Source organism: Aureibacter tunicatorum (genome assembly GCF_036492635.1).
Lineage (GTDB): Bacteria > Bacteroidota > Bacteroidia > Cytophagales > Cyclobacteriaceae > Aureibacter > Aureibacter tunicatorum.
Window position 1 is genome coordinate 767,248 of sequence record NZ_AP025305.1, and the last position, 20,887, is coordinate 788,134.

22 protein-coding genes are annotated in these 20,887 nt (G+C 37.3%); 11 read left to right on the forward strand and 11 right to left on the reverse strand.

Annotation, left to right across the window (positions count from 1 at the left end):
• Nucleotides 1-30 precede the first annotated feature (30 nt).
• Nucleotides 31-834 (reverse strand): Rossmann-like and DUF2520 domain-containing protein, encoded by an 804-nt coding sequence (locus tag AABK36_RS03335; RefSeq protein WP_309937605.1) that lies wholly within the window; start codon nucleotides 832-834, stop codon nucleotides 31-33.
• Between the two features lie 306 nt (nucleotides 835-1,140).
• On the opposite strand from AABK36_RS03335, the gene nhaC reads away from it, so the two are divergent.
• The 7 genes from nhaC (at nucleotide 1,141) to AABK36_RS03370 (ending at nucleotide 8,291) form a co-directional block, all read left to right on the forward strand.
• Nucleotides 1,141-2,616, forward strand: coding sequence for a Na+/H+ antiporter NhaC (gene nhaC / locus AABK36_RS03340; protein ID WP_309937606.1), 1,476 nt, complete (start codon nucleotides 1,141-1,143; stop codon nucleotides 2,614-2,616).
• Nucleotides 2,617-2,640: 24 nt separating this feature from the next.
• A complete protein-coding gene (locus tag AABK36_RS03345) occupies nucleotides 2,641-3,228 on the forward strand; it encodes a 3'-5' exonuclease (protein WP_309937607.1) in 588 nt (195 codons plus the stop codon).
• 318 nt (nucleotides 3,229-3,546) lie between these two features.
• Nucleotides 3,547-4,431, forward strand: coding sequence for a hypothetical protein (locus AABK36_RS03350; protein ID WP_309937608.1), 885 nt, complete (start codon nucleotides 3,547-3,549; stop codon nucleotides 4,429-4,431).
• Between the two features lie 188 nt (nucleotides 4,432-4,619).
• Nucleotides 4,620-5,765, forward strand: a complete 1,146-nt coding sequence (locus AABK36_RS03355; protein WP_309937609.1) for a tetratricopeptide repeat protein — start codon at nucleotides 4,620-4,622, stop codon at nucleotides 5,763-5,765.
• 10 nt (nucleotides 5,766-5,775) lie between these two features.
• The gene (locus tag AABK36_RS03360; RefSeq protein ID WP_309937610.1) at nucleotides 5,776-6,126 is read left to right on the forward strand and encodes a hypothetical protein; all 351 of its coding nucleotides are present in this window, start codon (nucleotides 5,776-5,778) and stop codon (nucleotides 6,124-6,126) included.
• Nucleotides 6,127-6,392: 266 nt separating this feature from the next.
• On the forward strand, nucleotides 6,393-7,796 hold the full coding sequence (locus tag AABK36_RS03365) for a PSP1 domain-containing protein (RefSeq protein ID WP_309937611.1): 1,404 nt from the start codon (nucleotides 6,393-6,395) through the stop codon (nucleotides 7,794-7,796).
• 12 nt (nucleotides 7,797-7,808) lie between these two features.
• The gene (locus AABK36_RS03370; RefSeq protein ID WP_309937612.1) at nucleotides 7,809-8,291 is read left to right on the forward strand and encodes a gliding motility lipoprotein GldH; all 483 of its coding nucleotides are present in this window, start codon (nucleotides 7,809-7,811) and stop codon (nucleotides 8,289-8,291) included.
• Nucleotides 8,292-8,354: 63 nt separating this feature from the next.
• On the opposite strand, the gene AABK36_RS03375 is transcribed toward AABK36_RS03370, so the two are convergent.
• The 3 genes from AABK36_RS03375 to rimO form a co-directional block, all read right to left on the reverse strand.
• Nucleotides 8,355-8,921 carry a 5-formyltetrahydrofolate cyclo-ligase gene (locus AABK36_RS03375; RefSeq protein ID WP_309937613.1) on the reverse strand — a complete coding sequence of 189 codons (567 nt, stop codon included), beginning with the start codon at nucleotides 8,919-8,921 and terminating at the stop codon, nucleotides 8,355-8,357.
• A complete protein-coding gene (gene bshC, locus AABK36_RS03380) occupies nucleotides 8,914-10,479 on the reverse strand; it encodes a bacillithiol biosynthesis cysteine-adding enzyme BshC (protein WP_309937614.1) in 1,566 nt (521 codons plus the stop codon). Before bshC ends, AABK36_RS03375 begins: the two co-directional genes overlap by 8 nt.
• Before the next feature lie 79 nt (nucleotides 10,480-10,558).
• Nucleotides 10,559-11,872, reverse strand: a complete 1,314-nt coding sequence (gene rimO / locus AABK36_RS03385) for a 30S ribosomal protein S12 methylthiotransferase RimO (protein WP_309937615.1) — start codon at nucleotides 11,870-11,872, stop codon at nucleotides 10,559-10,561.
• Nucleotides 11,873-12,165: 293 nt separating this feature from the next.
• Between rimO and AABK36_RS03390 the strand changes: the two genes are divergently transcribed.
• Complete coding sequence (locus AABK36_RS03390) at nucleotides 12,166-12,669, forward strand: hypothetical protein (RefSeq protein WP_309937616.1); 504 nt, start codon at nucleotides 12,166-12,168, stop codon at nucleotides 12,667-12,669.
• Entirely contained in the window at nucleotides 12,650-13,402 is a 753-nt protein-coding gene (locus AABK36_RS03395; RefSeq protein ID WP_309937937.1) for a DUF6048 family protein, read from the forward strand. Before AABK36_RS03390 ends, AABK36_RS03395 begins: the two co-directional genes overlap by 20 nt.
• 59 nt (nucleotides 13,403-13,461) lie before the next feature.
• Here AABK36_RS03395 and AABK36_RS03400 read toward each other — a convergent pair whose 3' ends face one another.
• The 5 genes from AABK36_RS03400 to rpmB form a co-directional block, all read right to left on the reverse strand.
• Nucleotides 13,462-14,745, reverse strand: a complete 1,284-nt coding sequence (locus AABK36_RS03400) for a DcaP family trimeric outer membrane transporter (RefSeq protein ID WP_309937617.1) — start codon at nucleotides 14,743-14,745, stop codon at nucleotides 13,462-13,464.
• Between the two features lie 355 nt (nucleotides 14,746-15,100).
• Nucleotides 15,101-16,054 (reverse strand): signal recognition particle-docking protein FtsY, encoded by a 954-nt coding sequence (gene ftsY, locus AABK36_RS03405; protein ID WP_309937938.1) that lies wholly within the window; start codon nucleotides 16,052-16,054, stop codon nucleotides 15,101-15,103.
• Between the two features lie 179 nt (nucleotides 16,055-16,233).
• Nucleotides 16,234-16,383: a DUF4295 domain-containing protein gene (locus tag AABK36_RS03410; RefSeq protein WP_309937618.1), complete on the reverse strand. Its 150-nt coding sequence runs from the start codon at nucleotides 16,381-16,383 to the stop codon at nucleotides 16,234-16,236.
• Nucleotides 16,384-16,389: 6 nt separating this feature from the next.
• Nucleotides 16,390-16,572 carry a 50S ribosomal protein L33 gene (rpmG, locus tag AABK36_RS03415; protein WP_309937619.1) on the reverse strand — a complete coding sequence of 61 codons (183 nt, stop codon included), beginning with the start codon at nucleotides 16,570-16,572 and terminating at the stop codon, nucleotides 16,390-16,392.
• Nucleotides 16,573-16,608: 36 nt separating this feature from the next.
• On the reverse strand, nucleotides 16,609-16,848 hold the full coding sequence (gene rpmB, locus AABK36_RS03420; RefSeq protein WP_309937621.1) for a 50S ribosomal protein L28: 240 nt from the start codon (nucleotides 16,846-16,848) through the stop codon (nucleotides 16,609-16,611).
• 388 nt (nucleotides 16,849-17,236) lie between these two features.
• On the opposite strand from rpmB, the gene rocD reads away from it, so the two are divergent.
• On the forward strand, nucleotides 17,237-18,472 hold the full coding sequence (rocD, locus tag AABK36_RS03425) for an ornithine--oxo-acid transaminase (RefSeq protein WP_309937622.1): 1,236 nt from the start codon (nucleotides 17,237-17,239) through the stop codon (nucleotides 18,470-18,472).
• Nucleotides 18,473-18,546: 74 nt separating this feature from the next.
• On the opposite strand, the gene AABK36_RS03430 is transcribed toward rocD, so the two are convergent.
• Nucleotides 18,547-19,578 carry an alkaline phosphatase D family protein gene (locus tag AABK36_RS03430; RefSeq protein ID WP_309937623.1) on the reverse strand — a complete coding sequence of 344 codons (1,032 nt, stop codon included), beginning with the start codon at nucleotides 19,576-19,578 and terminating at the stop codon, nucleotides 18,547-18,549.
• 117 nt (nucleotides 19,579-19,695) lie between these two features.
• Here AABK36_RS03430 and AABK36_RS03435 point away from each other — a divergent pair, with 117 nt between their 5' ends.
• Nucleotides 19,696-20,424, forward strand: coding sequence for an SDR family oxidoreductase (locus AABK36_RS03435; protein ID WP_309937624.1), 729 nt, complete (start codon nucleotides 19,696-19,698; stop codon nucleotides 20,422-20,424).
• Here the strand turns inward: AABK36_RS03435 and AABK36_RS03440 are convergent, their stop codons facing one another.
• Nucleotides 20,425-20,886 (reverse strand): 3-oxoacyl-ACP synthase, encoded by a 462-nt coding sequence (locus tag AABK36_RS03440; RefSeq protein ID WP_309937625.1) that lies wholly within the window; start codon nucleotides 20,884-20,886, stop codon nucleotides 20,425-20,427.
• Nucleotide 20,887 lies beyond the last annotated feature (1 nt).

Here is a 20,887-nt window from a genome sequence, read left to right on the forward strand (position 1 = left end):
AATTGATTTTTTAAACGAAACAATTTTGCTTTACTCGTCATAAAAGTATTTTTCCAAAATGTCGTCAGTGATAGCTTTGTATATATTTTGATAAGAATGATTTCCTTTAAGTTGATTCATATGATTGTCCAGCGTTTTGAAGTCTCCTCTGACTGCCGGGCCTGTTTGTCCATTATCAGGCCCTATTGCCATGCTTTTATTGATTGTCTCGGCTATGAGAGGCTTCATTAAGTCAAAGTCAAGTTTGTTTCTTCCCATTATTTGCTTTGCTATAGTCATCATATGATTGGAAAAGTTGCATGCGAATACTGCCGCTAAGTGAATCGATTTTCTATCATTTCCATGAAGTTGTTTGACCGTGTTGCTGAGGCTTTTAGCTAATATTTCCAACTTGCCCAGAGTTTTGTCATCAGAGCCTTCGATACAAATTGGAATATTGTCGAACTCAATACTTTTATCTTTGCTGAATGTCTGCAAAGGATAAAAGACTCCCAAGTGGTCTGTGGCAGCAAAGCTTAATCTGTTTATAGACGCTGTTCCTGAAGTGTGAGCCAAAATGCATGATTCGTCCATGATGATTTCTTTTGAGATTTCAGCCAAAGAGTCGTCGCTGGATATTAAAAGAATAACATCGATATTTTTTCCACTAAAGTCTGGCTCGGAAACGAAGTCCGTGTTATAGAGCCTATTCATCAAGGCTTTCCCATTTTTTTTATTTCGATTGTAAAGACAAACGACTTTATGTCCGGCATTTTCCAAAGCAGGAGCCAAATGCCAAGCAACTTTGCCAGCGCCAATAATGCCTATTCTCAATAATTTTTTCTTTTCAAACATGGAATGTATGGAAAATATATAATCGAGACAATTTAATAATTTTTCCAAAAATAACTAGATCAATGTTTCATCGGCTTATATTTCGTTCAGTTTATTGCTAATGGCAGTCATAGATGTTGTATAGGTGATTTGTGAATGATTTTAATAAATTATTCCTGCAAACATATTGTTGTGATGAGATAAAATAATATGTAAATAAGCTCTGTTTTTGAGATAAGAAAGTATCTTATATGATTGAAATTAGCCTAAAACCAAAATTTTATTCTGATTTTTTATTAAATTGCTTGTCTCAACTAATTCAATTTAATGACCATGACGAAAAAAAAGCCTTCACTATTTGAGGCGTTGATACCTGTATTGTTCTTAATCGGGATGCTGGCGTTCAATATTTTATATGTATTCGGTGACGCTGCTCTAGACGGTTCGAACCAGATTATTCTAATTCTCTCAGCCACAGTGGCGACATTGGTAGCATTCAGGCTAGGCCACACATGGGCGGAATTGCAAAAAGGTATCATCTCAAGTATTAATTCCGCGATGCCTTCCATATTGATATTGTTGATGATTGGGGCTTTGGCTGGGTCATGGTTGATAAGCGGTATTATTCCCTCGATGATTTATTATGGATTGGATTTGTTGAACCCTACGATATTTTTAGTCGCTTCATGTGTTATTAGCGCGATTGTTTCCTTGGCTACAGGTAGTTCTTGGACTACTATAGCAACCATTGGCGTGGCTTTGTTGGGAATAGGCAAAGCTCTTGGCGTTCCGGAAGGAATGGTGGCTGGTGCGATCATATCAGGAGCGTACTTTGGAGATAAGATGTCACCCATGTCCGATACTACGAATCTGGCTCCTGCAATGGCGGGTACTGATTTATTTACGCATATCAAGTATATGACTAAAACGACTGTTCCGACTTTTGTGATAACGATTGTTATATTTATTGTTTTAGGCTTCACATTTGATAGTTCTGGCAATGCGGATGTATCTATGTTGCAAAGCGCTATATCCGAGAAGTTCAATATTACGCCTGTTTTGTTTTTGGTGCCGATATTTTTATTGGTATTGATTATTAAAAAGATGCCGGCTTTGCCTTCGCTTTTATTGGCAGCAATAGCGGGAAGTGTTTTTGCCTTGATATTCCAACCTGAAGTAGTCAAAGGAATTGGTGGAGAAAGTTCTTCGCTAGCGATCACGTATTTTAAAGGACTTATGAGTCCTTTGTTCCAAAGCACTTCGATAGTAACTAGCAATAGTGAGGTGAATGAGTTGTTGTCAAGTTCTGGAATGTCTGGAATGCTTAATACTATTTGGTTGATTTTGTGCGCCATGATATTTGGCGGTGTGATGGAGTCGGCCGGTTTATTGGAAAGAATTACACAATCAATTATTCGTTTGGCGCATTCTACAGGATCGTTGATTGCATCTACAGTAGGTACTTGTGTTGTATTCAATGTTACTGCGTCGGATCAATACCTTGCGATAGTAGTGCCTGGAAGAATGTATGCGGACACCTTTAGAAATAGAAATTTAAAACCGGAAGTATTAAGTAGATCTTTGGAAGACGCAGGAACGGTGACTTCGGTATTGATCCCTTGGAATACTTGCGGAGCATATCAAGCATCCGTATTAGGAGTCGCTACCATGGCTTATGCGCCATACTGTTTTTTCAATCTATTGAGTCCTATAGTTAATATTATTTTTGGATATATTTTTGTAAAACCTGAACCTATAGTTGAGGGAAATGAGTTGAATAAGGAGGAGGTTTCCTTAGGGTAAGAAGAGCAAGGAAGAAATAACCGCATGTTAAAAAAACATATTACGAAAGAAGAAATCAATGAGCTGCCATTGGTGAGTTACGAAGGAGAAGTTGTAGTAGCCGAAACCAATGATGAAATCTTTGATGCGATTAATGAAATTAATAAATACAATAGAGTAGGTTTTGACACGGAGTCAAGACCCGCTTTTAAAAAAGGGCAGTATTTTCCAGTGTCTTTAATACAAATAGCGACTCCAGAAAAGGTTTATTTGCTTAGAATCAAAGATACTGGATTGACAAAACCTATTGCGGATTTTTTATCCAATGGAGACATAGAAAAAATAGGAGTGGCATTGCACGATGATATTAAGGATCTAAAAAAGCTGGCTAAATTTAACGACAGTGGTTTTATTGATTTAGGCAAAGTTGCTAAATCGCTTGATCTGGTGAATTCAGGAGCTCGAAGTTTGGCTGGATTGATTTTGGGTTTTAGGATTTCAAAATCTCAACAAACTTCAAATTGGGAAAATGAGACCCTGAATGAAAATCAAATAAGTTATGCGGCCACGGACGCATGGGTTTGTCTTAAGATTTATGAAGAGTTGATTTATAGAGGATATTGGGAAGGCTAGAAATAGCCTTCTTTTTTTGTCTTCTTTTTCATAAAATCGAGCAAAAGTCACTTTTTCTGAAGAGAAAAAACATTTTTTTATAAAAAAAATATAAGCAATCCCAATTCTTTTTTTATCTGGCAATATTTAAGTCTGTATTTTCTATTTCGAAATAAAATTTCGCGTTTCATGTTTTTTGAAAAATTTATTCAATCAATAGTCCTTGTTTTGAGGGTTGTGTGAAATTTTATTTCATATTCAATAATGCTATCTTTCGGTAAGGTGGAAAAAATAACCACTGAGAAAACGATTGTGTGGACTTAAAATGGGAGAAGGAAGATGGCTTATATTGTACTATGTATTTGTTTCAATATCTTGATTTTTATTGCTTACAGAGGTTTTGGAACTTATAAAATCAATAATTTGCAAGGCTTGGTTTTTAACTATTGGGTTTGTGTGATAACTGGTTTTGTGGCTTTGAATCTCATGGGAGAGAGTACGCAAATTGATTTCACCAAACCTTGGTTTTATGTGGCGGTAGGCTGTGGAGCTGTTTTTATCACTGGTTCCTATACAGCTGCATTGGTTACTCAAAAATTCAATATTACTATTTCTTCTATCTCATATAAGATGTCTTTGGCGATTCCTGTGCTTTTTAGTTTGTTTGTGTTGAATACAGGGACTAAGGTATTTGATTCTTTGAATTACGCAGGCTTGGGATTAGCCTTGGCGGCAATTGTTATGAGCTCAAAAAAGAGCTCGTCCGATGAAATATCATCGGGCAAAAGAGGAAGCACTTATTTATTGCCTATCCTGCTTTTTTTGATCGCGGGTTTTATTGATGTTGTTATTAATTTTACCAATATAGAATTGCTGCAAGAACACGAAGGAGGTGTATTTACTTTAGTGGCTTTCGCTTCGGCAGCTGTTATTGGGACGATGATGATATTATTCAAAAGACAAAAAATAGCTCGCAGAAGTGTTGTTGGCGGTATCGTTTTGGGAGTGCCGAATTATTTGTCAGTATTTTTTACTATAAAGTCCTTGTCTGCATTTGACAATAACGGAGCTCTTATTTTCCCTTTGCTGAATATAGGAATTATAGTTTGCTCTTCTCTAGTGTCCGTTGTTTTGTATAAAGAAAGGCTTGAGAAAATGAATCAATTGGGTATTGCCGTATCGTTACTATCATTGATATTGATTTCTTATCAGGAGATATTTTAGACAATAAATATTTGATTTTATCATTTTTATTAAGGTCAGGCAAGAGTTTGGCCTTTTGCATTATTTATAACAAGAGCTGACTTTAGCATGTTCAAAAATCAACAGTATGTGTATATTTGCTGACTGATTGATATTGATCATGAAGATGTAGTGATGCAATTTTGCAGGTTTTGAGATAGAGTCAATATATGAGTTCCAAATACTTGAAGCGATATATTATCGCAATTTTATTAAGCTTTAGTTGCTTGATAGGCATTGGCCAAGGAAATGAAAATAATATTTCCAGCAATCCAGAAGCTTCTGATTATATTCAAAAGGCCTTGGACAAGGCGTATAATCTTGAGTTTGATACAGCTAAATTATACAGAGATTCTTTATCCATGGTGTTGGAAGACCACCCTGCGGTTCCTTTAGTGGGTTTTTATATAGAGTATTGGAAAAAATATGTTAGCGATGATCCCGAGGTTGAAATGCAAAAGTCTTTGGAATATTTGCAGGAAACAGCAAAAAGAGCTGACGAGGGACTTCAAAAGAATTCATCGGATCCCGAAATGAACTTTATGGCACTGGCAGCCTACGGTTTTATCACTGAGCATTATTACAGAAAGAATCAGAATCTCAAGGCAATATCTAAAGCCAAGATAGCATATACTTTTATGAAAAAAGGCTTTAGCATGCAAGATGAATACTCTGAGTTTTTTTATACTACAGGTTTGTATAACTTTTACAGAGAAGTATTTCCTAATTACCATTCTTACTTCAAACCATTTATGTGGTTTTTCAAATCCGGAGATGAGGATTTGGGTTTGGAGCAACTTGAAGTAGCGTATAATCAAGCGACATTTACTCGTGTAGAAGCATTAAACTATTTGGTTCATCTTCATATGCATTATGAAGATGATCCTGAGAAGTCTTTGAAGTGGAGCAAGGAATTGGTGGAATTGTATCCGAATAATCCTAGATTTATAGGTTTGGCTTTGGAAAATTATTGTGTATTAGGTAGAAGCGTTGAAGCTCGAAGACTATTGGAAAAGATGAAAAATTCTTCGGCCAAGCAACCCGCTGAAATGTTGGACTTTTTTGAAGGATATGTGAATGAGCTTGAAGGGGGGGATTTGCAGTATAGTCTAAATAAATACGAAGAAGCGATGGAAGAGCTAAAATCGGGAAAGGAAGATACAGATCATTTGGAGAGTTTGATATTAGCAGGCACGTACAGGGTTTATGATAGGATGGGTGATAAAGAAAAGAGCCAGAAGCACAAAAAAAGAGCGTTGGATAAAGCTAAGTATCCACTGGTGAAAAACAGGATGATTTTATCTTATCATAAATAATATCATAGGTATGAATTTGACAGGAAGTTGGAAATATGAAGAAGACTTTTATTATGGGAAGGCAAATGGAAAAATAAGTCTCACTCAATTTAATGATTGTCTTGAAGGAACGCTTGTTTTTGAAGAGCAATCCGATGGAGAACCTTCATTTGTTGCTGAAGAGAAATTTGTTGGAAAAGTGCTGGATGATAAAAAAGTCCAGTTAGAAGGCATATCAATAGATATTGTGAAAAGCGAAACCGATATTGAATATGAGTTGGATATATGGGAAGGGGTAATTTCTACTCCGAATCTTATTGTTGGCTCCACATTTGATGGAAATGAAGTTGAAGGAGTTTTTACTCTTAGCAGAATTTCTTAGGAATGAATATTCCCTTGAAGCTTTAATGAATGAAGCATTGCATATGCTACATGTTGCCTGTCTATATTTTTTAAGGTATAATCATTGAATATTTTTAACTAAGTCATAATTTACCTAACTTGAGATATTATGTCAGTCTCTTCAGGAATGCTTGTTAGAGTCAATTTTTTAGAAAAAAGATTGGCAGTAAAAGTGATTTGTTAACTGTCGAAGACTTTGAGAATATATGTTGAATTTAGCCCGCAGGGGTTTATATATAGATTTTTATGTCAGGATGTAATTCATGTGCTAGTCAAGGTGCTTACGCTGAAGACGGCACTCTAGTAAGCGGTTGCCAAAGTAGCGGTGGTTGTGGGACTGGAGGCTGTAATAAGCTGAATACTTTTGATTGGCTTTCAGATATGCTGGAGAGTCCTTCCGAGCGATATGATGTGATAGAGGTGAGGTTTAAAGGAGGAAAGAAAGAGTTCTATCGCAATGTTCATGGTTTGGATTTGAATACAGGTGATGCTGTAGTTGTGGATGTGCCTAATGGACATCATATAGGTTATGTGTCTTTGCAAGGAGAGTTGGTGCGCTTGCAGATGCGTAAAAAAGGAGTGGAGGATAATGAAGAAATCAGGGAAATATACAGACTTGCCAATGACCCTGATATGGAAAAGCTTTTTCAAGTGAAAAAGCGTGAAATGCCTACGCTTTATAGAACAAGGGAGATTATTCAAAATTTGGGCTTGGAAATGAAACTTTCTGATATAGAGTTTCAGGCGGATAATTCCAAAGCTACGTTTTATTACTCTGCCGATGATAGAGTAGACTTTAGAGAGCTTATTAAGGTTTTGGCTGGTGAGTTCAAAGTAAGAGTTGAAATGAGGCAAATTAGTTTGAGGCAAGAAGCAGGAAGACTTGGAGGGATAGGTTCTTGTGGAAGAGAGCTTTGCTGTAGCACTTGGCTTTCTGAGTTCAAAAGTGTTTCCACATCAGCTGCTAGATATCAAAATTTGTCTTTGAACCCAAGCAAGTTGTCGGGACAATGCGGTAGGTTAAAATGTTGTCTGAATTATGAGCTGGAAACGTACATTGAGGCTTTGGAGGATATTCCTACAGTAGAAGGTCCGATTCAAACTGTCAAGGGAGAAGCGAGGTTGCAAAAAACTGATATTTTCAAAAAAGTGATGTGGTTTGGCTATGAAAATGAAAACGTATGGCATCCTATATCAGTGGTGAGAGTCAAAGAAATTCTTGAGCAAAATAAAAGAGGAGAGAAGCCTGAGACTTTGCTTTCGGATGATGATATCGAGAAAAAGGCTAAGTTTGAAGCTTTAGCTAGCGATTTGGCTAAAATGGATGAAAAATACAGCCAAGAAAGCAAAAAGCCGAATCGTAAAAGAAGGCCTAAATCCAAAGGAGCATCAGGGAATAGGCCAAAGACAAATGCGCAAGGCAGAGGAGCCTCTTCAAGAAAACCGAATTCGGGGAATGGAAATTCGAACCAAGGAGGTGCTTCCGGTGGGTCTGAAAGAAAATCCGAGACGCGACAAAGCAGAGGCCGTAGAAACAATAACAGTGGACAGGGAGTTAAAAATGGAACAAATGCCAATGGGGATAAAAAAACATCGGCAAATCGACCTAAACGAAACTTTAGGTCAAGAAATAAAAAACAAGGCAATTAAAATTACGAATTGATGAGACGCTTTTTTTTAGCTTTTTCGGGCTTGCTGTTTTTGATGCTGAGCTCTTGCGATAAGTCAAAAATATTTGATACCAATTATGAGTTCCCGTATGAGAAATGGAATGTTAGCAATACACCGGAATTCAACTTTGATATTAAAAACCCTGAGGAGAAATATAATTTGTCCATAAATGTTAGAAATGGAATAGATTATCCTTATCAGAACTTATATGTTAATTATCAACTGCAAGACAGTGAAGGAAAAGTATTGAAAGATACTTTGGAAAATATTCTTCTATTTGATTCCAAGACCGGAAAGCCTGAAGGATTGGGGTATGGAGATGTTTATGACTTGGAAAAGCCGATTCTAAATGAGTATAAATTTAATAATGCTGGTAGTTTTAAGGTTGTCTTGAAGCAAATGATGAGAGTCGATGACTTGGAAGGTATTACAAGCGTGGGCTTGAAAGTTACTCAGTCGGGTATTGAAAAGTGATATACGGATAAGTATTAAGATATTAAAAAAGGGAAAGCGAGCAGCTTTCCCTTTTTTAATAATTTAAAATGAATGAACAGACTTTGGCGTGATGCAATGGTCAAGTGCTATATCGTATTTGTCGGAGTCAGCAATAGCTTGTATAGGTTCTGAAATAGATAGTCCTACTTTAATCGCGTCAGGACGGCATTTTGCTAAAAAGCGGTCATATATTCCTTTGCCATAGCCAACCCTATATCCTTCTTTGTCAAAAATCAATAGAGGAACAATAATCAAGTCGATTTTTTCAACAGAAAAAGGCTTTGCATTGATAGGTTCCAATATCCCAAATGCAGTTTCTTCCAGAATTGTTTCCTTTTCGAAAAGAAAATGATGCATTTCAAGTGTTTTGAAATCACATGTGGATATTATGATTTGTTTGTTTAATTCCCTAAGAGCATGAATAATTGGCCATGTATCGATTTCCTTATGACGAGCAATGGAAAGAAAGCAGTGAACATGTTGCGCTTCTTGAAAGTGCGGTTCGGAAAGGAACTTGTCCTTTATTCTATTCGAAAGTTCTTCAAGCTCAGACCTGCTAATAGCCTTCCTTTTATCAAGAAATTCTTTTCTTAGCTGTTGTTTATTCATTTTCGGAGAAGATATAAAATTTGAACTCAAACGGGTCGAAGCTTTCCAGTAAGCTCTCGATCAATTGCGGATTGCTATGTGTGAAATTCAAATAGCAGTCATGCCTTTCTTGCAGACTGCCTTCTGGAAATAGTTTGTCTTGAATATTCTCCAATTGTTTGAGTTCTGTGTCTTGCTTTCTTTCTTCAGCTTTTTGAGCTTTCTTTTCAATCATTTCAAATGATTTGAGCCATTTCTTTTCTTCAGCTCCTAAAGTGCCTTCCAGGCTTTTGTCAATCTTTCCGGCTTTTGATTTGATAGAAGAAAGAAGTTCTAATATGCCGGATTTTTCTGTTTCTATATCAAATAGAATATCAGCGTTTTTTTGTGAGAAATCTCTTTTTAGCTCAAAAGTAGGCTTGAAAAATTCCTGAATATCGATATTTAGTTTGTCAATTTTTCGAGAGATATTTTTATTGACATACAAGCCATAGTTTCTTGGAACAAGAATAGGGAACGGGATGCTATGACGGTCAAATAAGCCTTTGAGTTGCATCCAATAAGCAAGTTCGCCGGGTCCTCCCAGATAAGCCAAGTTTGGTAAAATTACTTCTTGATAAAGAGGTCTTAGAATAACATTGGGGCTAAATTCTTCCGGATGCTTTCTGACATAATCAGGCATGTCGTCAGGGCATAGAGAAAAATCTGTATGCAAAGCATGGTAATCTTTTTCCGCTCTTCTTACAATTCTTTCGCGAGTGTCGTCTTTGAGATAGAATAAATTGATATCTCTGGGGAAGACCTGAGCCTTGTATCCATTTTGCATTAACATCTCGGATGTATTGGTAATCGTCTCAGTGTTCTCAAGCGATTCCATATCATCTATGATGTAGTCTATAAAAGAGGCTTTAAGCTTGGGATGATCTCCATCAATCATAATAAGTCCCTGTTCTCCAAAAAGCTCATTGACATAACATCGCACAGCATCTGCCAAATTACCATGTTGAGTGTAAGCTTTGGTGAATGTATCGAACTCTTCAGGAAGATCATTCAACAGTGTTTTGATCGATTGAGTTGAAAATCTGCCTACGGCGCCTTTTTGATTGCTATCCCATTTGTAGTTTTTGCCAAAAAGGTTGAACGACTTTATTTCTTCAAAATCATGATCTTCAGTAGCCGACCAATATACAGGAATGAAGTTTTTGTCAGGGTAACGTTTTTTGAGAGCTTTTGCCAGGTTGATTGTTGTGACAAGCTTGAATATAAAGAAAAATGGTCCCGTGAAAATATTGAGTTGGTGGCCGGTTGTGACCGTGTATGTGTTAGCTTCTTGAAGTAGTTGAATGCTTTTTTGAGCAGCAGGTTTTATTTCAATGTTTTGATACTGCTCTTCGAGGACTTTGTTTAGCGTTTGTCTTTTTTCTTGGTCGAAGCTTTTTTCATTGATTTGATCTCCAAAATTTTCCAAGGTTGGAAATCTATTGTAAAATGGCGCAAGCTTTTCATCTTGATTAATATAATCCAAAAAAATGGGAGAAAACCTTTTAGTCTCTCCCAAATCTATTTTATCTATTCGCATAATCTAGTCGTACATGTGTATTGTTTGACTAAGATACGAAATTATGTTGCGATATGTTGTGTGCTTTGTCGCTAAGCTGCTATTTTACTATTTCTGCGTACAGGTCAAATTCAGTTGCTTCAGTAATCTGAGCGTGTACGAAATCACCAATTCTCAAATAATCCTTATCAGCGCTGATTAATACTTCATTGTCAACTTCAGGAGAGTCGAACTCGGTTCTTCCAATGAAATAAGGACCTTCTTTTCTATCGATCAGCACTTTGAATGTCTTGCCGACTTTCTCTTGATTAAGCTCATAAGAGATGCCTGCTTGCATATCCATAACCTGTTGAGCTCTTTCTTCTTTTATTTCGTCTGGAACATTGTCCTCAAAATTAAAAGCGTGAGTATTTTCCTCATGAGAATAAGTGAATATGCCCAAACGATCAAATCTAGCGTCTTCGACAAATTTCAGCATTTCTTGGAAATCTTCTTCCGTCTCTCCAGGGTATCCAGCGATAAGCGTTGTTCTTATTGCTATGCCAGGTACTGTTTTTCTTATCTTTTGGATAAGATCTTCGGTTTTCTCTCTTGTGATACCTCTTCTCATGGCTTTGAGGATATTGGTTGAACCGTGCTGAAGAGGCATATCCAAGTATTTGCAGACATTGTCTCTTTCATTCATTACATCCAACACATCCATAGGGAAACCTGATGGGTATGCATAGTGAAGTCTGATCCATTCGATACCTTCCACATCAGATAGCTTTCTCATCAGGTCCGCCAAGCTTCTTTTGTTATACAGGTCTAAACCGTAGTAGGTAAGGTCTTGAGCTATGAGCAGAAGCTCTTTAGTTCCATTTTTTGCAAGGTTCTTCGCTTGCTCTACTAGTTGCTCAATAGGCACAGACTCATGCTTGCCTCTCATAAGCGGGATTGCGCAGAAAGAGCAAGGTCTATCACAGCCTTCGGCTATTTTAAGGTATGAGTAGTGAGTTGAAGTTGTTGTAATTCTCTCACCAATAAGTTCATGCTTGTAGTCGGCATCGAATTTTTTGAGAAGCAATGGCAATTCCATAGTTCCAAAAAAAGCATCTACTTGAGGAATTTCTTCCTCCAAGTCGTCTTTGTATCTTTGGGATAAACAGCCAGTAACATAGAGTTTGTCTATTTGTCCGTCATCTTTGGCTTCTGCGTATCTTAATATTGTATCTATTGATTCCTGCTTAGCCTTGTCTATGAAACCGCAAGTGTTGACGATAATGATATTCGAATCGTCTTCTACAGATTCATGTGTTACATCTATTTCATTGCCTTTAAGCTGAGTGATCATTACTTCGGAGTCCACAAGGTTTTTGGAACAACCTAGAGTGACCACATTCACTTTGTCTTTTTTAATTCCTCTGGTTTTCAATGCGCTGATTGTTTTTTGCCCAGCAAATTTAACGAAAAAAAATCACAAATCTTGTTTTATCAGTTCACCGAAGAGTTTGCAAGCGTATAAAATAGATAATGAATCTTGACTTGAAGTAAATAAGCTCGCAACGTGCATAAACTTTTGAATTCTATTCGTATTTTCGCAAATTGAATTTGAATGCGTTTATAAAAGCGCTGATGATGTGGAATTTTTATTGAATGAATTTAATGAATGACTTTTCGATAAAGGCTTTTGCAAATATATTTTGCTTTTTGTTTTTGATGATTGCAATGACATCATGCAGAAATGACTTGGATTGTACAAGTGAGTTTTCGGAAAGGTTTTTTGTAACCTTTTTAACGTATTCTGAAAATCAAAATCCTAATGCACCAGATTTTAGCCCAATTTGGAATGCGAATGTAACACCATTAGTAGTGCCTGTAGATTCGATTTATATTCAGAATTATGAAGATGCTGTATTTTATAATACCGCAGGTGAAAATAGGCTTTCGACATATCGCTTGCCAGTCGTGGCAGCTACAGAAGGTGAAGAAGAAGTACGAGCGACATATATTTTTGAGTTTTCAGAGGATTCTGAGAAGATTCAAGGTAAGGTTTCTATGTTGACTAGCTATAGGCAGACGCCTCATTTTATCTCAGAAGCTTGCGGAGTGGAATTAATTGTGGATAGCTTGAAGGTTATAGAATCCGGTTTCAACCCTCAACATATCAAAGTTGTCGAAACAAAACTTACTAACAAAAACGATAGAAACATTGAAATCCTATTGCCATAAAATAATTGTTTTTTTCTTGGTTTTATTTAGCTTCGAGGCTATGGCTCAAGATGAGATGGAAACGGCCAAGAACGATACTTTGAAATATTACGACAAAAATATTCGTTTTAAAGCATTGCCAGCCGCTTTAACGGTTGGAACTGATGGATATAGACTTGCAAAGACCTTGCTTGAGCCTAATTATCAAGGTTTTAGTCTTCAAGCTAGCACTAATATTCTCTATAATTTTTATCTGACTATGGAGGGTGGATATGAAAATTCCACATTTGAGCATAGTCTGGCTACTGCGAAAAATAGAGGTCAATTCTTGACATATGGGGTCGATTTTGATTTGATGCCAAGAAATAAGAGTTATAGTGTGATTTTTATTGGGGCTAGAGCTGGAACGGCTACTTTTTCAGAAACATTGGACTATAGAATTTTGAATGAATGGGAAAGCGTTTCTAATAGTGTGACTGAAAATGGTATGCAGGCAACTTGGGTTGAGTTTGTCGCTGGAATTAGGGGTAATGTATATAGGGGGTTATTTGTAGGCTTTACTGCGAAATTGAAGACCGGCCTTAATATTAAGAATGAAGATAACTTGGCTCTTAGGCCTTCATTTGTTCCAGGTTATGGGAAGGTTAATTATAATATGGGAAGCAATGGAGGCTTTGAGATTAACTTGGCTTATAGGTTTGCTTTTAGAAGGCAGTATATAAAACCGATGAAGATTAAGAAACAGAAAAAATAGATAAAAAAAAGAGATTGCCGCCAAGGCAATCTCTTTTTTTATTATTGTGGAGTATTTTCTTAGAAGAAGTACCTAACGGAAGTTTGGATTCTGTTAGCGTCTCCTTGAGACATATCAGCGTCTAGTCTTATACCGTAGTTGTATTCGAAGCCTATTTCAAACCTTTCTATAGGATTGTAAAATGTGTTGACTGCAAAGTAATGCCCCATATAGTAATCATTGTCTTCCAGAAGCTCTCTTTCGTCAATGCGTTGCACACTGTACATGATATTGGAGAATACTTTCGGAGACCACCTGTGCTCTAAAGCAAAATAACCACCCATTGCTGTCAAAGCTTCAAGATTTGTCTTTTGTATATTTGGTGTGGCGTCATAGTTGAAATAATAGAATCCAGAAATACCAGAAGCTATGCCTTTGCCATAGATTCCTTGAAAATAAACTTTTGTGTTTTTCGCTACATTTAAAGCGCCACTCAGTTGGGCTCCCCAAGCTATATCATTTTGAACTTCTCCTTTAATATCATAATATCTCAAATCTTTCATGATACCTGACAGGTGAATGAAGCCTCTTTTATGAGAATAACGAAGTTTACCTACTACATTAGGGAATTGTGATTTTGGTCTGGCGTTTAATTTAGAAGGGTCTTCAGTGACGAGAGAATCCAGACGAGTAATATTCGCAGTCGGAGTTTCCAATGCTACTTGATATGAAAAGCGGTCATTGATTTTGTCAGAATATCTTATTTGTGGTCCCCAATCAGCATATAAACTGGCTGGCCCTTCAAATTCAACATTCAAAGGCAATGCTTCGCCGTCACTGAACGTTGACCAAGTCTGACCGATGATAAGTTTTTCATTAACTTCAATAAATGCATGACGCAAACGCAGGTTATTATTGGTTGTGCGCAAGAAGTCGCCTTCCAAATAGAATTTAATAGTACCGAAAGTTTTGCTTTCCAAATATGAATCAACCCAAATTCTAGTTTGATTGATATTCATATGAAATGAACGGTTCATTGCATTCTCAGTAGGATCTGTTGGTATTTCAACAGGCATGAAACCTGGGTAAGGGTTGGGGCCAATACCGTTGAAATCGTAAATCGCATTTAATTTTACCCACCCGCCGATTTTTAATGAATATTTTGGCTTCTCTTGTGAAACAAGCGCTCCACTTTCTCCGTTTGAATCATCATAGATCGATAATGTCAAGGTCTCTGGATCTATTTTGATATCGTTCTTCTTTTCTTGTTTATCTTCGCCTTTATCGTTTTCGGCTAAGGCCTCATTGCAAACCGTTGCAATGAAGACAAAAAGTAGTTTGAAAATGGTGTATTTGTATTTCATGAAAGAATTTGTGAAATGAAAATTTATTCTATCAAAGGCGCTAACCTCATAGTTAACTTGTGCTTTGCGAAGCTCTATTCACAGGGTACAATTAACGATACTATTACATTCGAAAAATAGAATACCCTCATTGCTGGAGTCCAAGTTCAACTTGATATCAACGATTTTATTGAAATAAAATTGCAGAAATTGCGATCAAAAGGGCTGGATTTTGCCAAGAGATATAATTGGTTGAATATATTTTGCCTTTAATTAGAAAATAAGAAGGAAGTTTGGTGGAGGTTGAAAAAGGGCATAAAAAAACCGAATCTAAGAAGATTCGGCCATTTTTAATTTCGTTATTGGTAGAGCGAGGCTACTTTTTGAATAGGGAGTCTACAAACTCCACTTTATTGAAAACTTGCAAATCATCAACTTGCTCGCCTACTCCGATATATTTGACTGGAATTTTAAATTCGTCGGAAATACCAATCACTACGCCTCCTTTGGCTGTTCCATCCAGCTTCGTTATAGCCAAGGAAGAAACATCAGTTGCTTTAGTGAATTCTCTTGCTTGAATCGCCGCATTTTGGCCTGTGCTTCCATCCAATACTAAAAGTACTTCATGCGGTGCTTCGGGAATGAATTTTTGAATAACTCTTTTGATTTTAGTTAATTCGTTCATTAAGTTCACTTTGTTGTGAAGTCTTCCCGCAGTGTCTATGATTACTACATCAGCGTCTTGTTCAACACCTTGTTTGGCAGCGTCAAAGGCTACCGAGGCTGGATCAGTGTTCATGCCATGAGAAATAACAGGCACGCCAACTCTTTCGCCCCAAAGAATCAATTGATCAACAGCCGCTGCTCTGAAAGTATCGGCAGCTCCTAGAATTACTTTTTTGCCTCTTTTTTTGAATTGAGCTGACAATTTGCCTATTGTGGTCGTCTTGCCAACACCATTTACGCCAACTACCAAGATTACGTAGGGCTTTTTGTTTTGAGGGACTTCAAAGTCGCTTATGTTTTCAGAGTTGTTTTCTGACAGCAGCGCGGCTACTTCTTCTCTTAGGATCTTGTCAAGTTCGGTTACATTGGTGTATTTGTCTCTAGCTACTCTGCTTTCAATACGTTCAATGATTTTGATCGTAGTGTCTACGCCGACATCAGAGGTGATAAGTATCTCCTCAAGGTCGTCCAACACTTCATCATCCACTTTGGATTTACCAATGATGGCTTTGCTGATCTTGCCGAAGATGCTCTCCTTGCTTTTTTCAAGACCTTTATCTAGTTTTTCTTTTTTATCCTTAGAAAAGAAATCGAATAGTCCCATAAATTTACGATTATGTATTGTTCTGGTAAATGCCGCTTGTCCCGAATTCCTGAGGTTGATCATATTCGAACAAGGCAGGCGGGCAACAATTAACGTAATACAATATTACAAATAAGAAACAAAAAAAGTCCCAAAAAAGGGACTTTTTTATTTATGAATATTTTGTCAGAGTTTAGCGATTAAGCTAATTTCTGCTTTACTTGATCTTCAGTAACGATCTCTTCTTTAAAAGTGTAAGCTCCAGTTTTAGCCGATTTCACAGCTTTGATAACTTTAGCGTATTTGATACCACCTTTTTTCTTAAGCGTTGCAACTACTTTCTTAGCCATGACTTATTATTTGATTTCTTTATGAACTGTGTATTTTTTAAGGATTGGGTTGAACTTCTTAAGTTCCAATCTCTCAGTTGTATTTTTTCTGTTCTTAGTAGTGATGTATCTGGAAGTTCCAGGTTGACCGCTGTTCTTATGCTCAGTGCACTCTAAGATTACTTGTACTCTATTTCCTTTCTTAGCCATCTTAATTATTTCTTTACTATCTCAGCAAAATTATTATTAGATTAGTACGTTGCCTGCTTTTCTAGCTTTGTTAAGAACTGCAGAAATACCGTTTTTATTGATTGTTCTCAACGCAGAAGTTGATACCTTAAGTGTTATCCACTTATCTTCTTCAGGAATAAAGAATCTCTTTGTTTGCAAGTTCGGATAGAACTTTCTTTTTGTCTTGTTGTTTGCGTGAGAAACGTTATTTCCTACCCTAGGTCTTTTACCTGTTATTTGACAAACTCTGGCCATGATCTCTTATATGATTTTTTTATTTCTATACAATATCAAAACCGAACGTAAATTCGGTCTGCAAATTTCATAAAAATATTTTACTAATCAAACAGTTAACTCAAGAAATTGCATGGATAAATTTCTTGTTAATCCTGGAAGCTAGGAGCCTTAGCCTGTTAGATTAAGTCAGAAACGCAAATATACGTTTTTTAGTTGAAACTGATGAAATTGTAATGAAAAATTTTTGAAAAAGTTTGATAACTAGGTACTTACGCATACTGGGTGCTGTTTGAAGACTTGTTTTTTTATAAAAATCAGCCCTTTATCTATCTCATCATTTTATTATGCTCCTTATTTTATTAATTTTATGCCATAAAAATGCATTAAACAATTTAAAAATAAAATCATGCTTGAACACATCAGTAGCCAAGAGGCGATCGCTCTAGAGGATAGATATGGTGCGCACAACTACCACCCGTTACCAGTAGTATTGGAAAAAGGCGAGGGAGTATTTCTTTGGGATTGTGAAGGAAAGAGATACTATGACTTCTTGAGTGCGTATAGTGCCGTTAACCAAGGGCATTGTCATCCAAGAATCATCAAAGCTCTAAAAGATCAAGCCGATAAATTGACATTGACATCAAGAGCTTTTCATAGCAACCAGTTAGGTGTCGCTGAGAAGTTTGTTTGCGAGATGTTTGGATTTGACAAGGTCTTGATGATGAACTCTGGAGCTGAGGCTAATGAGACAGCGATCAAATTGGCTCGTAAGTGGGGATATACTAAGAAGAATATTCCTAATGACGAAGCGGTGATCGTTTGCTGTAAGCAAAATTTCCACGGTCGTACGACGACGATTATTTCGGCTTCTACGGACCCTGTTGCTACTTCAGGATTTGGACCATTCATGCCTGGATTCCAAGTGATCGAGTATGATAACCTAGAAGAGCTTGACAAAGCCTTGGCTAATCCAAATGTATGCGGGTTCTGGTTGGAGCCTATTCAAGGTGAAGCTGGAGTTTATGTTCCGTCTGAGGGATATCTTAAAGGTGTGGAAGAATTGTGCAAGAAGCACAATGTATTATTGATGATGGATGAGATTCAAGCTGGTGTTGCAAGATCAGGTAGAATGCTTGCTGGCGATTGGGAAGATGTTCGTCCTGATATTCTTATCTTAGGTAAAGCGATCTCTGGAGGTGTATTGCCTGTGTCAGCGGTTCTTGCTGATGATGAGATCATGTTGGTGATCAAGCCGGGTGAGCATGGCTCTACTTACGGTGGCAACCCTCTTGCTTGTACTGTTATGGTGGAAGCTCTTAAGGTAGTTCAAGAAGAGAAGCTTGCTGAGAATGCTGATAAACTAGGAGTGGTTTTCAGAGATAGAATGGCTAAACTTGCAGAGACTAACGACTTGGTGAAGTTGGTAAGAGGTAGAGGTCTTATGAATGCCGTAATGATCAATGACTCTGAAGATAGCAGTACTGCATGGGATATATGCGTGAAATTGGCTGAAAATGGATTGTTGGCTAAGCCTACGCATGGAAATATCATCAGATTCACTCCTCCTTTGGTTATGACTGAAGAGCAGATTAATGAGTGCTGCGAGATTATCGAGAAGACATTCAATGAGTTTTCTAAATAATACAAAAGCATTGCGTTGAAATATTTGAAAGGCTCCTGGTTTCGGGAGCCTTTCTATTTTATCAATAAGCTATACTAATAGGTATTCGTTTCTTCAAGAAGCTTTTTGTTGTCTTTGCCTCTTACCTGCATATCAACAAAAAGATTTCCTTCTTTATTGAAAGAGGCTTTTATAAGTCCAAAATTAAGCTCTTGGGATATTTCGCCTTTTCTGTATTTATTTGTTTCGTTTACTTGACCAATATACGTATGCGTCATCCCGCTTGAAGTGATTTCTAAAACAGGGAAGTCCATTTTGGGTAATTTAATTTCAGAGATTTCCGCGATATGCCTGTCTCCGCTTATGATGATGGTAGGCTTATTATGCGTGGCGATGAGCTTCAGAAGTTTTTCCCTCTCGTTTGGAAAATTTTCCCATTTTTCAAATCGATGTTCTTTAGGGATAACTTGTATCTCAGAGCCAATGATGAGCAGGTTTTCGTGAGAGCTTGATATTTCCTCTTTTAGCCATTTCCACTGCTCTTCGCCGAGGATAGTAGTTTCAGGATTTTCATCGTCTTCATCATCTCTATGATACCGCGTGTCCAACAATATAATTTTAACAGAAAGGCTATTTTTTTGAATTACTTCAGAGCTGTATACTCCTTTTCGAGTTCTTCTTGGAGAGTCTTTAGGGACTTCAAGAAAGTCAAGAAGTATTTGTTGGCTGGAGTCTTTAAGCGCATAATATTTCCCTCCGTCATTTTGACCATAGTCATGATCATCCCATACACCTATTACTTTGGTGGAAGATTTTAGCGCTTGGTAGCCTTTCTTCTTGTTTTGCTTAGCGTAATTTTTTCTGATAAAATCGGGATCATCTTCAGTATCGCTGTAAATAATGTCTCCAAGCCATATCCAAAGGTCAGGATGGTTGGATATTATGGGTTGCCATAATGGCTGCGGTTTGTATTGCTTGTTGCATGAGCCAAAAGCAATGGTTAAACTGCTGTCTTTTTTGCTTGTTTCAACACTGTTGATTCCAGAACGATCACTTTTGGAAGAGGTGCAAAAGCATGTCAAATTGATTAAAAAAAGCAGAACAAGAGCTTGAGTGAGCAATCTCATTTAAAAAAACATTTAAAATATAAAAAAACAACTATACTAAAATAAGCTTTTAAAAGGAAAGCCCCAAAGTTGTGATATGAAGGGAAAGTTAAATACCCATTTAAATATTTAGAGGAGATGAAAGTTACCAAGCATTATGCTTTGATTACAGGAGCGAGTATGGGTTTAGGAAAAGCTGCGGCAGAATCCGTTGCTCATAGAGGGTATGAAGTTATTGGCATTGCTAGAAATATGCCTGAATGGGAATTCCCAGGTAGTTTTTATACATGCGATTTGTCAAATCGTGAAGAGTCTTTGAGCGTTTTTAAAACGATTAAAGAAAATTATCCTGTTGATTGTGTATTCAATAATGTAGGAATAGTTAACCCGGCATCGGTTGAAGAATTGAAATGGGAGGATTTTATGAAAACGATAGAGTTGACAGTGCGAACTGCAGTGGATGCTGTTCAAACCTTTTTGCCAGTGATGAAGGAGCAACATTGGGGAAGGATTGTCAATATGTCGAGTATTGCAGCCAATGGAATCGCTAACCGATCTTCATATAGTTCTTCCAAGGCTGTAATGATTAGCTTGGCCAAAACATGGGCATTGGAACTATCTAAATACAACATCACTGTGAATGCTGTGGCTCCAGGAGTTATAGAAACCCCCTTTTTTAGAAAACATAATCCAGAAGGCAGCGAGAGCGAGGAAAGGTATCTGAAAATGATACCAGGCCGAAAGTTGGGCTCACCTATTCACATTGGCGAAGCGGTTGCTTATTTGATGTCCGAGTCTGCGGAGTATATTACAGGACAGACCTTATTTATCGATGGCGGAGCGACTATTGGCGGAGGCACATTTTGATTAGCAAACAGTTTTGATCGTTTGCTTTTTATTAAGGAATGAAAACTCTTCATTTTCTTTTTTGCCCATGGCGGCTTTTCCGATTGGAGATAAAGCCGATATGCAAAAGATGTCCAAGCCATTCACATTGATTTGTCCTAAGCTGGCGGATATGAAATATACTCCTTGATTAGTGGAAAACAATGATCCGTGCTCAACAGTATCTGAAATTTTTGAAACTTGAATCTCGGCAAAAGCGCGTTTCAATTTCGTGTTTTGGGCAAGGCGCGCGTAAAGCTTGTCTTTTTCAAGATCTATCATAGCTCTTCCTGTTTCATATTTATCCCCCGCGCTGCTTTTGGTTTCATTGGAAGAGTCTTCAAGCAAAAGGGCAAGGTCTTTTTGAGTGTCAAGCTCTGTTTTTGCAAGTGTTTTTTTTGCCTCCTCGATAGCTTGAGCTTTGAGTGAAGAATCGATATTCATA

Excerpts from the sequence above, each read along its gene's own strand:
- AABK36_RS03335 (WP_309937605.1), bottom strand. The coding sequence starts at position 834 with ATGTTTGAAAAGAAAAAATTATTGAGAATAGGCATTATTGGCGCTGGC.
- AABK36_RS03350 (WP_309937608.1), top strand. The coding sequence starts at position 3,547 with ATGGCTTATATTGTACTATGTATTTGTTTCAATATCTTGATTTTTATT.
- AABK36_RS03440 (WP_309937625.1), bottom strand. The coding sequence starts at position 20,886 with ATGAATATCGATTCTTCACTCAAAGCTCAAGCTATCGAGGAGGCAAAA.
- nhaC (WP_309937606.1), top strand. The coding sequence starts at position 1,141 with ATGACCATGACGAAAAAAAAGCCTTCACTATTTGAGGCGTTGATACCT.
- rpmG (WP_309937619.1), bottom strand. The coding sequence starts at position 16,572 with ATGGCTAAGAAAGGAAATAGAGTACAAGTAATCTTAGAGTGCACTGAG.
- AABK36_RS03370 (WP_309937612.1), top strand. The coding sequence starts at position 7,809 with ATGAGACGCTTTTTTTTAGCTTTTTCGGGCTTGCTGTTTTTGATGCTG.
- AABK36_RS03435 (WP_309937624.1), top strand. The coding sequence starts at position 19,696 with ATGAAAGTTACCAAGCATTATGCTTTGATTACAGGAGCGAGTATGGGT.
- AABK36_RS03375 (WP_309937613.1), bottom strand. The coding sequence starts at position 8,921 with ATGAATAAACAACAGCTAAGAAAAGAATTTCTTGATAAAAGGAAGGCT.
- AABK36_RS03355 (WP_309937609.1), top strand. The coding sequence starts at position 4,620 with ATGAGTTCCAAATACTTGAAGCGATATATTATCGCAATTTTATTAAGC.
- AABK36_RS03345 (WP_309937607.1), top strand. The coding sequence starts at position 2,641 with ATGTTAAAAAAACATATTACGAAAGAAGAAATCAATGAGCTGCCATTG.
- AABK36_RS03365 (WP_309937611.1), top strand. The coding sequence starts at position 6,393 with ATGTCAGGATGTAATTCATGTGCTAGTCAAGGTGCTTACGCTGAAGAC.
- AABK36_RS03390 (WP_309937616.1), top strand. The coding sequence starts at position 12,166 with ATGACATCATGCAGAAATGACTTGGATTGTACAAGTGAGTTTTCGGAA.
- AABK36_RS03360 (WP_309937610.1), top strand. The coding sequence starts at position 5,776 with ATGAATTTGACAGGAAGTTGGAAATATGAAGAAGACTTTTATTATGGG.
- rocD (WP_309937622.1), top strand. The coding sequence starts at position 17,237 with ATGCTTGAACACATCAGTAGCCAAGAGGCGATCGCTCTAGAGGATAGA.
- AABK36_RS03410 (WP_309937618.1), bottom strand. The coding sequence starts at position 16,383 with ATGGCTAAGAAAGTAGTTGCAACGCTTAAGAAAAAAGGTGGTATCAAA.
- AABK36_RS03400 (WP_309937617.1), bottom strand. The coding sequence starts at position 14,745 with ATGAAATACAAATACACCATTTTCAAACTACTTTTTGTCTTCATTGCA.
- AABK36_RS03430 (WP_309937623.1), bottom strand. The coding sequence starts at position 19,578 with ATGAGATTGCTCACTCAAGCTCTTGTTCTGCTTTTTTTAATCAATTTG.
- rpmB (WP_309937621.1), bottom strand. The coding sequence starts at position 16,848 with ATGGCCAGAGTTTGTCAAATAACAGGTAAAAGACCTAGGGTAGGAAAT.
- bshC (WP_309937614.1), bottom strand. The coding sequence starts at position 10,479 with ATGCGAATAGATAAAATAGATTTGGGAGAGACTAAAAGGTTTTCTCCC.
- ftsY (WP_309937938.1), bottom strand. The coding sequence starts at position 16,054 with ATGGGACTATTCGATTTCTTTTCTAAGGATAAAAAAGAAAAACTAGAT.